The following is a 12,699-nucleotide window of genomic DNA, read 5'->3' on the forward strand; positions in this document are numbered from 1 at the left end:
CCCATGCCCACCACCGCCCACCGTGAGGTGTTCCTCGCAGCCCTGCGTGTCTCGGCCGCCGAACCGCCCTCGACGGCCGTGGCCGGGGCACCCCCGCCCGACTGGCTGTGGGACGTCGCCACCGCCCTGCACGAGAATCTGCCGGCGGACACCGGCGACGCCTGGGCGGTACGGCTGCACGGCCTGCTCGGGGCGGAACCGCGCGCGACCGGGCTGCGCGCCGTGCACCTCTGGCACGCGGACACGGTCCTGCCGCTTCTCACCGGGGCACTGCGGGAGGAGCACCGCCCAGCACTCGCCGCACTCGGCGACCTGCACCGTGCGGCGGCGCAGGGCCGGGCGGCCGGGCACGGCACCTGGGCGACGGCCCTCACCCCGGTGCTGCTGGGCCTCCACGACGCGGCCCACGATCGGCCGAGCGCATACGCCGAGGCCCACACGGGAGCTCGCGACTACGCGCTGGCCAACGGCTTCGCTCCGGCCGAGGCCGACGACTACGGCCATGACTACGCGCGACTGAGCTGCGAGGCCAACGTGCGTACGTTCGCGGACGCTCACGCGGAGGCGGTCGGCTCCGGACTGGCGCGGGCGTACGCGACGGACAGCCCCGCGGCGTACGCCGACACCTGCCCCGGCGCCCAGTCACGGGCTGTCGTACGAGCCATGGCGACACGGGACGATCGGGGCGATCAGGCCGGCCCCGGCGCGTCCCTGCGGCTGGCGGACGGCCTGCTCACGGCACTCGGGGCCCTGCCCTCGGAACAGGCCGGTGACCGGACGCGGGTGAGTGTGCCCTCGGCCTCGTCCTCGTGCTTCCCCGGCCGAGCAGGGGACGCATGTTCGTGAGGTGCCGAACAAAGGTAATCTGGTCCCCATGCCGGGTCACTCATCAGTACTCTCCGAGAGCCAGATCACCTTGCCGCGCCTGATGGCAGCGCTCAGCGACCCGACACGGCTCGGCATCGTGCGCGTCCTGTCCGACGGTGCCGAACGCGGATGGGGCCAGTTCCGCGCGCCGGTCGCCAAGTCCACGCTGAGCCATCACCTCAAGGTGCTGCGCGAGGCGGGTGTCACACAGACCCGCCAGGAAGGCACGCGCTGCTTCGTGATCCTGCGTCGTGACGATTTGGACGCCCGATTTCCCGGGCTGCTGCCGGCCCTGCTGTCGGCGGCCCTGGCCGACGGCGTCGGCGAGCACGTGACGGAGAGCTCCGAGGAGGACTGACCCGGGCGGTGCCGGACCGAGAGGGTCCCGGCAGCGACCACCTGGCGATTCCGTGTCGCCGCCCGCCCTCGGTCCGAGCCGGATCAGATCAGCTCGAGGCCGCCGTCGACGGTGATGACCTGGCCGGTGACCTGTCGCCCGGCCGGCTCGGCCATCCGCAGGATCCAGTGCGCCACGTCCTTCACATCGGCGATGCGGTGCGTGGGGATGCGGTCCCGCTCGTAGGCGTACATCTCATTGGCGGCCTCGGGCGTCAGCCCGGCGTGAATCATCACATCGGTCCTGGTGGGACCGGGTGCGACGGAGTTGACACGAACGCCCTCCCCCGCGAGTTCCAGCGCCCAGCTGCGCGTCATCTGCTCGATGGCGGCCTTGGTCGCCGAGTAGTGCGCCCCGCCCGACATGGGGCGGTGGCCGTAGGTGCTCGACAGGTTGATGATGGTGCCCGAGGTCCGCCGCAGGTGCGGCAGGGCCTCGTGGGCGAGCATGCTCGGAGCGATCACATTGAGGGCGAACAGCTCGGTGATCGCCTGCTTCTCCACCTCCGCGAGAGGCATGACCGCCGTGGCGCCGGCGTTGTTCACCAGGAGATCGAGCCGCCCCCACCGCTCCACGGCTGTCTCCACGACCTTCGCGGGAGCGTCGTCCCGGCAGATGTCGATGTCCAGGATCTCGATGCCCTCGTGAGCCGCGGCGGTTTCCTCCAGGGCGTCCCTGCGGCGGCCCACCCCGAGCACATGTGCGCCTTCCCGCGCCAGCGCGACAGCCGTCGCACGGCCGATCCCCGATCCGGCGCCGGTGACGATCGCCGCTCGGCCCGCGAAAGCCGCCTGGGTGGTGCTGTCCATCACAAATCCTTTGTTCGATGTTCGTGATACATCGAACCATACCAGGGGGACGCTCACACGAAACAAAACATGTCCCACCATTCACCGAAGCGGACCGGTCACGGAAAGTCAGACGCCGATGACCATGAGCCATGGAGCTTCTGAACACCCGCAGAGCGAAGGCGACTTGCGGCTGGACGGGGGCGATTTGCGCGTCATGACACCGACACACCATGTGTGGCTGTCGTGTGTCGATGTTACGTTTGGTTCGAAGTTCGACGAACACCGAACGACACCGAACGGGCATGCATCGGTCCGCGAGGTGACTCCCCGGGCTTCACAGCCCCCCACCGGCCACCAGAACGGTTGGAGTGAAGAGGAATGACACATCGAACGGACGGTCCCAGCCGTCGCGGCGTACTACAGGTCATGGGCGCGCTCGGGGCCGGATCCGCGGCGTCACTGATGACTCCGGGGTTCGCCGAGGCCTTCACGGGCGCGGACATCGGGACGAGGGGCCTGTCGCTGCCGCCGGCGACACCCGACGTCGTCCCCCTGAACTTGCGCGTCCCTGAGCGGGTGCTGCAGGACCTGCGCCACCGGCTGTCGCTGACCAGGTGGCCGTCGGAGGAACCCGTCGACGACTGGTCGCAGGGAGCTCCCCTGTGGCGCGTGCGGCGACTCGTGGAGCACTGGCGGACGAACTACGACTGGCGCGGGGTGGAGGCGCTGCTCAACGGCTTCGGCCAGTACCGGACCCTGATCGACGGGCTCGGCATCCACCTGCTCCATGTGAGATCGCCGCACCCCGACGCCGTACCGATCATGCTGACGCATGGCTGGCCCGGCTCGGTGCTGGAGTTCAGGGACGTGATCAGGCCGTTGACGAATCCGACCGAGTTCGGCGGCTCGGCACGGGACGCCTTCCATGTGGTGTGTCCCTCACTCCCGGGGTTCGGCTTCTCCGATCACCCGAGCGGCACGGGGTGGGGACGGGTCAGGACGGCGCAGGCCTGGGCCAAGATCATGCCGCGTCTCGGCTACCACCGGTATCTTTCCCAGGGCGGTGACTGGGGCGCCGCGGTCAATGTCCAGTTGGGCCGCATCCGGCCCAGAGGACTCATGGGAATCCATGTGAATTTTCCTCAGATCGTGCCGCCCGATCTCGATCCTGCCCGCCTCACACCCGAGGAGCGGGCCGCGATGGATCAGCTGAACGCGCAGCAGAAGAACGAGATCGGGTACCAGATCCAGATGATGACCCGGCCGCAGACTGTTTCCTACGCGCTGTCGGACTCCCCCGCCGGCCAGGCCGCGTGGATCTACGAGAAGTTCGGTATGTGGACCGACAGCGACCGGAATCCGGAGTCCGTCCTCACCCTCGACGAGATGCTGGACGACATCACGCTCTACTGGCTGACGAACTCCGCCTCCTCGTCCGCCCGCTTCTACTGGGAGAACTCAGACATCGACATGACCGCCGTGAAACTCGATCTGCCGGTCGGCGTCACGGTGTTCCCCAAGGAGTTCTACAACCCGCCTCGCCGATGGGCCGAAGCGGCGTTCTCCGACCTCGTGTACTGGAACGAGGCGAGCAGAGGCGGCCACTTCGCGGCGTTCGAGCAGCCCGAGATCTTCACTGAGGAGATACGCAGGTTCGGTCGGCTGTTCCGCTGAGGCGCACGGCCCGCGGGGCCGCCGGCCCCGTCAGCCGAGCCTTCGTCGCAGTTGCAGGGTGTACAGCAGGAACAGCGACGGCACGATGAGGGCCGCGGCGACGCACGAGACCACGAACAGCACCCACAGAGTCGCTGTCGGCGCGGCTCCTTCGCCGATGGTCAGATGGGTGCCCAGGAGGTAGGGATACTGGGCGACGCCCCAGCCCGCGACGACGGCGGCGACCGCGATCGCCGCCAGCGTACGGACGACGAGGGGGCGGCCTCGGCGCAACAGCAGCAGCGCGGCGAGGCCGCACAGCGCGGAGATGATCAGAAGCGGCGCTCCCACCCCGCTCAGGCGGCGGAACAGGCGCGGCGAGTCGGCGTGCAGCACGAACACGCCCGCCACCGCCACCACTCCGGCGAAGATCCCCGCGCCCAAGGCCCGGCGGCGGAAGGCCTCCTCCATCGCGGTGTGCGCGTCGCGCCGGGCCTGACCGGTGAGGAACACGGCGGCGAGATAGGCGCAGACGGTGATCGCGAGCCCTCCGCCGAGGAACGACGTCGGGTTCAGCCAACTGGTCAGCGGGTCTCCGTGCCCGGCCGAGGGAACACGGCCGGAGGCGATGCCACCCGCCACGGTGCCGAAGAAGAACGGAGTGAGCACCGAGGACAACGCGAAGGTCGCACCGGAGATGCGTTCCAACGGGTGGTCGGCCAGTGCGTGGCGGAAGGCGAAGCCCGCCCCCCTGGCCACGATGCCCAGCGCCGCCAGCCCCAGCGGGAGGTACAACGTGGTGGTGATAGCGGTGAAGGCCTGGGGAAAACCTGTCCAGATCGTCACCAGGCAGAAGACCAGCCAGGTGTGGTTGGCCTCCCACACCGGGCTCACGGAACTGTTGATCAGCTCGCGGGTGCGGTGCCCCCGCCTGCGGCCGCCGGCCGTCAGATCCCAGAAGCCGGCCCCGAAATCGGCGCCGCCGAACAGGGCGTAGGCGATGACACCGACGAAGAGGACCACGGCGATCAGCGTGCTCATGCGTCATCCACTCCATCCGTCCGGGGTCCGGTCGCCGGTGCCCGCTCCGGCCCGTACGGGACGGCGACCGCATCGGTACCCGCCTGCTGCCACCGGCGCCGCATACCGCGGAGCACCACCACGGCACCGGCGGCGACACAGACGTAGATCGCGAGCACTGCCGCGAACAGCGGCCACAGGTTGCCTTCCGTGGTGACCGCGTCCTCCGTCAGCAGCAGACCCACGACGGTCCAGGGTTGGCGGCCGACCTCGGTCACCACCCAGCCCGACTCCAGGGACACGAGCGCGACCAGCCCGGCGACGGACGCGCCGCGCAGGAACCAGCGGTTCGTCGGGACCTCGCGCCGCCGCCACCACAGCCACGCGAACCAGGCCGCCAGCAACAGCAGGAGCGTGGCGGTTCCGACCATGACGTCGAAGGCGAGGTGCACGATGTTGACGAGTGAGTCGTCCGGGCGCACCTCCGCGGGGATCGCGTCCAGTCCTTGGATCTCGGTGGAAGGGCTGAAACCGGCGAGGATCGAGGCGGCGTCGGGGATGTCGATCCCGTAGCGCACCTGACCGTCGATCAGGATGCCGCCGAGCGTCTCCGGGACGTGATCACCGGTGGTCGGCACGAGTTCGATGGCGGCGAACTTGGCCGGTTCCCTGTCGAACACCTGGCGCGCGATCGTGTCCCCCACGAGGAACTGCAACGGCATGGCGATCGCCGCGACGGTGAAGGGGACCAGGAAACCCATCCGGTGGTAGTAATCATGACGGCCCTTCAGCAGGCCCCAGGCGTAGATGCCCGCGACACCGAAGCCCGCGACGATGTACGCCGCGAGAAGCATGTGGACCGTCTCCCACCAGAACGCGCCGTTGAAGAAGACCTCCGACGGGACCACGTCGACCACGCGGCCGTCGCGCATGACGATCCCCGCGGGCTGGTTCATCCAGCTGTTGGCCGCGATGACGGAGGCCGTGCCGCCGATGCCCGACAGGGTGACCACCACTCCGGTGAAGAAGTGGGGCCATGCGGGAAGCCTCTTCCAGCCGTAGATGTAGATCGCCATGAAGATGGCTTCGAGAAAGAAGAAGAGTCCTTCGATCGCGAACGGGAACCCGAATGCCGCACCGTAGTTGCCCATCAGCCCGGGCCAGAGAATCCCCAACTCGAAGGTGAGCACCGTTCCGGACACGGCTCCCACGGCGAACAGCACGGCCGCCACCTGCGACCACCGCCGGGCCAGGACCAGGGCCTGTTCGTCACCGCGCCGCAGTCCCCGGTACTGGCAGATCAGCATCATGAAGGTGAACGCGACTCCGAAGGGCACCAGAATGATGTGGAAGCCCAGGGTGAACGCCATCTGCAGGCGCGCGGGAAGCAACTGCGGCGGTTCCACGGCTCCCACCAGCGCGGACAACTCCATGAAGTCTCTTTCGGGCTCGTAGGAAGCAGCAGTTCACGGTGCGATCCCGGGACGGGGCCACCACCGGTCTGCTGCGTGTCCGGATGTCCGTGTCGTTCTCGATTTGCTGGAGCATTCACTGGGCGCCGCCTGCGCCGAGTATGCAGGACGCGGGTACGGCAGCACCCTCAAGCGCTGGGCGCGTGTTGGGCCCCGATCGGCGATCACCCCCGGCGGGCGGAGTGCCGCTCCACCGGTCGCGACGCCGCAGGGAAACGGATGTGCGAATGTCGGTGCCACGTGATAGTCACTACGTCCACGAGGGGGGTGATCATCGGCCTCTCGTGTCAGGACACGGCAAGGGGTGGGGACATGGCGTTGCTCCGTGACTTGGGGCTCACGCTGGGCAAATGGGCGGGTCGGCCCGTCGCGCAGGTGCAGCAGGACTCGGGCGATCCCGAGGTGCAGCGGGTGCGCAAGGCCGCCGAGGCGGCGGACTGGGCCACCGTGCGCGCCGTGCTCGAAGCACGGCCCGAGAGCGAGGACCGTACGGAACTCCTGTCGGCCGTCAGTGACACCGCGGGCGTGGAACGGTGGATCACCGAGGTGCTGGAGGCCGAGCCGGACGCGACGCTGCCCCGGCTCGTCGCGGGGATGCGCCACATCAGCTGGGCCTGGGAGGCCCGGACGGGGGCGCGGGCCAAGCACGTCTCACGCGAGCAGTTCGAGGTGTTCCACACCCGGCTGCGCACGGCCGAGCAGTGGCTGTACGAGGTGGCGGAGCGCGAGCCGGGATGGGTCTCGCCCTGGTACGGCCTCCAGACCACCGGTCGCGGCCTGCAGGTCGGCCAGGCCGTCGCACGGCGCCGGTTCGAGGCGACGGTGCGACGCGACCCGTACCACCTGGGCGCACACACGCAACAGCTCCAGCAGGTCTGCGACAAGTGGGGCGGCTCCCACGAGGAGATGCACGCCTTCGCTCGCGAGTCCGCGTTCGGCGCGCCCGGTGGCACGCTGCTGGGCCAGCTCGTCGCGATCGCGCACATCGAGCAGTGGCTCTCCCTCGACGCCGGACCGGACACCGAGTACATCCGCCGGCCCGAGGTCACGCTGTCCCTGCGGGAAGCGGCCGACCACTCGTTCCGGCACCCGGACTTCGTCCGCGGCGGCGCCTGGATCCAGGTCCTCAACACCTTCGCCATGGCGTTCTCGCTGGCCGGGAACCGCCACATGGCGCGGGAGTGCTTCGAGGCCATCGACGGCCGGGTGACCGAGTTCCCCTGGTACTACCTCAACGGCTCCGACCCTGCCGCGGCCTATCGCAGGCACCGTTCGGCGGCCGGGCGCTGACCCGGCGCGACCAGCTCCGGGGGCAACGCCCTCCGTACCTTTCCCTCCGCGTCCGCGCCGCACGGCACGGGCGCGCCCACCGAAAGACTCCGTCAGGTGCCTCACTCCGAGACCGCTCACACCTTCCAGGTCGACCTGCGCGGCCTGGTCGACCTGCTGTCCCACCACCTCTACTCAAGTCCCCGTGTATACCTGCGCGAACTGCTGCAGAACGCCGTCGACGCCATCACGGCCCGGCAGGCGGTCGAGCCCTCGGCGCCCGGCACCATCACGGTGCGCACCGGTGACACCATCACCGTCACGGACACCGGCATCGGCCTGACCGAGGCCGATGTGCACCGGTTCCTCGCCACCATCGGGCGCAGTTCCAAGCGGACCGCGGACGGCTCGCTCGACGGTGCCGGACTCGACGCCGCCCGCGGCGAGTTCATCGGCCAGTTCGGCATCGGCCTGCTCGCCTGCTTCGTCATCGCCGACGAGATCAGCGTCGTCAGCCGGACCGCCGCCGACCCCTCGGCCCCCGCCGTCGAGTGGCGCGGCCACTCCGACGGCCGCTACACCATCCGTGCCCTGCCCGCGTCCGCCGTGCCCGAGCCGGGCACCACCGTGCGGCTGACCCCGCGCGCGGACAACGCCGAGTGGACCAGCCCCGAGCAGGTCGTCGCCCTGGCCCGGCACTACGGCGGGCTGCTCCGGCACGAGGTCACCGTCGTCGGGCCGCGCGGCGACACCCACCGGATCAACGACACACCCCCGTGGGAGCACACGCACCGCTCCCCGCTGGCCCGCCGCGAGGCGCTCACCGCGTACTGCCGCACCCTCTTCGACTTCACCCCGCTCGACACCATCGAGCTGGACCTCCCGGCGGCCGGACTGCGCGGCGTCGCCTACGTCCTGCCCACCGCCGTGAGCCCGGCGCAGCGCGCGGGACACCGCGTCCACCTCAAGGGCATGCTGCTCACCGACCAGGCCCCCGAGCTGCTGCCCGACTGGGCGTTCTTCGTACGCTGCGTCGTCGACACCACGAGCCTGCGCCCGACCGCCTCCCGGGAGGCCCTGTACGAGGACGGCACGCTGTCGGCCGTACGGGACGCCCTGGGCGAGCGGATCCGTGACTGGCTCACCGGTCTCGCAGCCAGCGATCCGTCGCTGCTGCACCGCTTCATCGACACCCACCACCTCGCCGTCAAGGCGCTCGCCCGCTACGACGACGAGCTGCTGCGCATCGTGCTGCCGTGGCTGCCCTTCGAGACCACCGACGGCAATGTCACCCTGGAGGAGTTCGCGCGGACGCACCCCACCCTCCTGGTCACACGCAGCGTCGAGGAGTTCCGCCAGGTCGCCCCCATCGCCGCGGCCGCCGGCCTCGGCGTCGTCAACGGCGGCTACACCTACGACCGCGACCTGGTGCACCGGCTGCCCGAGATCCGCCCGGGAACGGCCGTCACGGACCTCGACCCGGCCACCGTCACCGCGCACCTCGACTCCGTGGACCCGGGCGCCGAACTGAGGGCGGCGGCTTTTCTCGCGGTCGCCCGGGAGACGATCGGTGAGCACGACTGCGACGTCGTCCTGCGGGACTTCCAGCCCGTCTCCGCGCCCGCCCTGCTGCTCGACAACCGCGAGGCGCGCCACGAACGGACCAGGTCGAGCCTCGCCGCCGAGAGCGACGGCCTGTGGGCGGACATCCTCGGCTCGCTGCGCCACGACACCCCGCGCGCCCAGCTCGTCCTGAACCACCTCAACCCGCTGGTCCGTCAGGCGATCACGATCACCGAGCGCGGTCTGGCCGTCACGACCGCCGAGGCCCTGTACGGCCAGGCCCTCCTGCTCAGTCGCCGCCCGCTGCGCGCCGGCGAGAGCGCCCTGCTCAACCGGGCCTTCATCGGCCTGCTCACCCACGCCATGCACCACCCCGGCACGGCCGCACCCGGCGCTGAGCCCCGGAAGGAACTGTAGATGCTGGAAACCCCCGAGGCCGTGGTCGAGGCGCTCCGCGAGAACCACGACCGTCCCCACGGTGTGCAGCGCACCATCACCGCCGAGGAACTCGTCGAGGCGGCGGAACCCTTCGACAAGCCGGACGTCCTCGTCACCGCCCTGCTGGAGCTGATGACGGCGTACGAGTACACCGGCGAGCACCGCAAGTCGCCCGTCGTCTTCGCCCGGCTGCTCAAAGTGTGGGACACCGCTCCCGAGTCGTTCAGCCAGTGGGAGGCCCACCAGGTCTTCTGGCGCTTCAAGTGGGTGACGACGTCCCTGCTGCAGGTACCGGACGTGCCGCTCGCGACCGTCGACGGCTGGATCGGCCGGATGCGCAGCCGCTACGAGGCGGCCGAGCACGGCATGCAGCCGGTGGCGGCGATGCGCTACCACGTCGCGGCGCACACCGGCGTCGGCCTGGCCGACGCCTTCGACCTGTGGGTCACCCGGCCCCGTACCGAGCTGAGTGACTGTGAGGCCTGCGAGATCCGGTACCTCGCCGGACACCAGGTGACGACGGGCGAGGACGCGGCGGCCCTCGACACCTGGGCGCCCGTCCTGGCCGGCTCCACGGCGTGCAGCGAGGAACCGCAGATGAGCCAGGCGCGCGCGCTGCTGCCGCTGGTGCGCCTCGGCCGTACCGACGAGGCCCGCTCCCACCACCTCACCGGCTACCGGCGGGTCCGCGGGAACACCGGCATGATGCACGAGGTGGGTCTGCACGTGGAGTTCTGCGCCCTGACGCGCAACGAGGGCCGCGGCCTGGAGATCCTCGCCGAGAACCGGCCCCTGTACGAAGCGACCGGCGCGCCGCTGGACCGCGTGGGCTTCCTCACCGGCGTGGAGGTACTGCTCGCCCGGCTGGTCGAGGACGGGCACGGCGCCACGCCCGTCGCCGGCCCGCCCGGCCGGAACTGGACCGCGCAGGAACTCCTCGCCCACGTCCGGTCCGAGGGGGACCGGCTCACCGCCGCCTTCGACGCGCGCAACGCCACCACGGCCGTCGGGGAGCGCCGCCGGCTGCGCCTCGCCCAGGGTCCGCTGCTCGACGAACCGCTGCCGCTGGGACTGCGGACGTCCTCCGCCCGCCCGCACGCCCCGGCCACCGCCCCGGCCGCCGTCCCCCCGGCCGCCACCCGGACGGAGGTGCCCGACGACTTCGTCACCCTGGTGCGCGAGGCACGCCGCATGGCGTCCGTGGGACACCCGGCAGGCATCCGGCTCTGGTCCCGTGTCGCGGAACGCCTCACCGACGGCACCGCGGTACACGACGACCGGCTCGGTCCGCCGGACCTGCTGCACGCGGAACTCGCCGAGCACCGCGCGCGCCTGCACGCGCAGGAGGACCGCACCGCGGACAGCGTCAGCGAGCTGAAGCGGAGCGCCGAGCTGTTCGAACGGCTCGAGATGCCCTGGCACGCCCTGTCCACCCGCACGCACGCCCTGGCCAGGGCCACGTCCCTCGACAGTGCCCCGCAGAGCTCGGAATCCGAGGAGGGCGACGGGACGGCCCCCGGCACCGGGCGGCCGGACGAGGACACCATCCGGGCCGGCATCGACGAGGCACTGCGCGAGCTGGAGCGGCTCAAGACCGAGGCCCCCCTCACGGGCGAGGCACGCGGCGCCGGGGAGGCCGCCTACGGTGCCGACGTGCAGACGGAGCGCGAGCTGGAGTGCCTCTCCGTACTGCACTCCTGCACCTTCGCCGCCTACGAGGAAGTACTGCGGCAGCTCCCGCAGGCCCCCGACTCCGCGATGGAGCGATTCGAGGAGACCGCTCGCCGGCTCCACGCCGAGGCCGAGCAGCTGGGCTTCCCCCACCAGGTGGCCAACGCACGGCAGTTCGTCGCCGATCTGGCCGCCCGCACCGGTGACCTGGCCCGCGCGGAGACGGAGCTGCGCGCCGCTCTGGAGGACATCGACGGGTCCGAGCGGCCCTGGCGCGCCACGCGCCCGCGCGCCATGCTCGCCCAGATGATGCTGGCCCAGGACGAACCGGAAGCGGCCGTGGACCTGCTGCACCAGGTGATCGCGGATACCGTCCGCCACGACGACACGGAGTTCCCGCTCGCGCCGACGTACGCGCTGCTCGGCCATGCCGCCACGCACATGGGGGACTTCGGCGCGGCCGTACGTCATCTGTCCGAGGCCGCCACCCGCTACGACCACAAGGACGCGCCCGACGACGCCGCCGACGTACGGCTCCAGCTCGCGGACGTCCTGGCCCGCAGCGGGCAGCAGGCCGACGCCGTCGCGGTCCTCGAGTCCGTACTCGCGGACGAGGCCGCGTCCTCGCTGGACGCACGACTGCGCGCCCAGGCCCGGCTGACGCTGGCGCGCGGACTGCGGGAGCTGGAGGAGTACCTGGCCTCGGCCGAGGAGTTCCTGCTTCTGGCGGACACCGTCGCCGGCTGGGAGGACGACGCCGCGATCCACACGCTGGTGGCGGCGGAGACCGCGACGGCGCTGGCGCTGGCCGACCGCTGGGACGCGGCCGGCACCGCCTACCAGCGCGCCGTCGCGTCCCACGCCGAGGCACCCAACCCGAGCCTGATCATGCACATGATGTGCGAGTTCGCACGTCTGGTCATGCTGGCCCAGGGACCGGACGGGCTGGACACGGCGCTGGCGCACCTGGCGGAGGCCGACGCGGTCGGGGCCGCCGTACCCGAGGGCACGGAGACCTTCGTCTCCTGGTTCGAGTCCGGCACCGTGCACTACCGCCGCGCCCGCGTCCTGGCGGAGGCCGAACGCTTCCCGGAGGCCCTGACCGAGGCGGAGGCGGCCATCGCCGCCCACGAACAGGGCGGCGAGCAGGGCGAGACGCCCCGCGCGGAAGCGGTCCGCATCGCGGCCCTGATCGAGGGGAACGGCCTGGAGCGGTTCAACGACGCGGTGGTCCGCCTGACCGCGGCATCCCGACGCTGCCGCCACGCGAACCTCCCCGAGGCGGCGCAGATCCTCGACGCCCTGCGCGAGGACTACCTGACCCGCCAACAGGCCTGACAACTCCCACCGTCCCGGGACCGACGCACCCTGCTGAAGACAGGCGTGGGTCCCGGGACGCCGGTTGCCGACCGGCAGACGACCGGCCGGGCGGGCCCCGAGATGCCTCAGAACCGTACGTGGACTTGTCGAGTACGCCCCCGACGGCACCGTGGAGAACGAGACGAGCAGGACCGTCCAGAACGAGATCCGCTCAGCACCCTTCGGCAGCACACGCCCA

The 12,699-nt window shown here is 71.0% G+C and carries 9 protein-coding genes; 6 read left to right on the top strand and 3 right to left on the bottom strand.

The genetic code is table 11. The features are described 5' to 3' along the window. Window positions 1-3 precede the first annotated feature (3 nt). Entirely contained in the window at window positions 4-846 is an 843-nt protein-coding gene (locus DN051_RS03945; protein ID WP_199314880.1) for a hypothetical protein, read from the top strand. 82 nt (window positions 847-928) lie between these two features. Further along, window positions 929-1,225 carry an ArsR/SmtB family transcription factor gene (locus tag DN051_RS03950; protein ID WP_381277824.1) on the top strand — a complete coding sequence of 99 codons (297 nt, stop codon included), beginning with the start codon at window positions 929-931 and terminating at the stop codon, window positions 1,223-1,225. 83 nt (window positions 1,226-1,308) lie between these two features. Here the strand turns inward: DN051_RS03950 and DN051_RS03955 are convergent, their stop codons facing one another. Then, on the bottom strand, window positions 1,309-2,073 hold the full coding sequence (locus tag DN051_RS03955; protein ID WP_053757746.1) for an SDR family NAD(P)-dependent oxidoreductase: 765 nt from the start codon (window positions 2,071-2,073) through the stop codon (window positions 1,309-1,311). Between the two features lie 360 nt (window positions 2,074-2,433). Here DN051_RS03955 and DN051_RS03960 point away from each other — a divergent pair, with 360 nt between their 5' ends. Next, entirely contained in the window at window positions 2,434-3,729 is a 1,296-nt protein-coding gene (locus tag DN051_RS03960; RefSeq protein WP_112437988.1) for an epoxide hydrolase family protein, read from the top strand. 30 nt (window positions 3,730-3,759) lie between these two features. On the opposite strand, the gene DN051_RS03965 is transcribed toward DN051_RS03960, so the two are convergent. After that, a complete protein-coding gene (locus DN051_RS03965; RefSeq protein ID WP_053757748.1) occupies window positions 3,760-4,749 on the bottom strand; it encodes a cytochrome d ubiquinol oxidase subunit II in 990 nt (329 codons plus the stop codon). After that, window positions 4,746-6,161, bottom strand: coding sequence for a cytochrome ubiquinol oxidase subunit I (locus tag DN051_RS03970; RefSeq protein ID WP_112437989.1), 1,416 nt, complete (start codon window positions 6,159-6,161; stop codon window positions 4,746-4,748). The genes DN051_RS03965 and DN051_RS03970 overlap by 4 nt, the downstream gene beginning before the upstream one ends. A gap of 351 nt (window positions 6,162-6,512) precedes the next feature. Between DN051_RS03970 and DN051_RS03975 the strand changes: the two genes are divergently transcribed. The 3 genes from DN051_RS03975 to DN051_RS03985 all read left to right on the top strand — a co-directional run bounded on the left by DN051_RS03975 (window position 6,513) and on the right by DN051_RS03985 (window position 12,479). Beyond that, the gene (locus DN051_RS03975; protein ID WP_246040912.1) at window positions 6,513-7,490 is read left to right on the top strand and encodes a hypothetical protein; all 978 of its coding nucleotides are present in this window, start codon (window positions 6,513-6,515) and stop codon (window positions 7,488-7,490) included. Between the two features lie 96 nt (window positions 7,491-7,586). After that, window positions 7,587-9,449, top strand: coding sequence for an HSP90 family protein (locus tag DN051_RS03980; protein WP_053757750.1), 1,863 nt, complete (start codon window positions 7,587-7,589; stop codon window positions 9,447-9,449). Continuing rightward, window positions 9,450-12,479 carry a tetratricopeptide repeat protein gene (locus DN051_RS03985; protein ID WP_112437990.1) on the top strand — a complete coding sequence of 1,010 codons (3,030 nt, stop codon included), beginning with the start codon at window positions 9,450-9,452 and terminating at the stop codon, window positions 12,477-12,479. Window positions 12,480-12,699 lie beyond the last annotated feature (220 nt).

The sequence above is a fragment of the Streptomyces cadmiisoli genome (assembly GCF_003261055.1).
GTDB lineage: Bacteria > Actinomycetota > Actinomycetes > Streptomycetales > Streptomycetaceae > Streptomyces > Streptomyces cadmiisoli.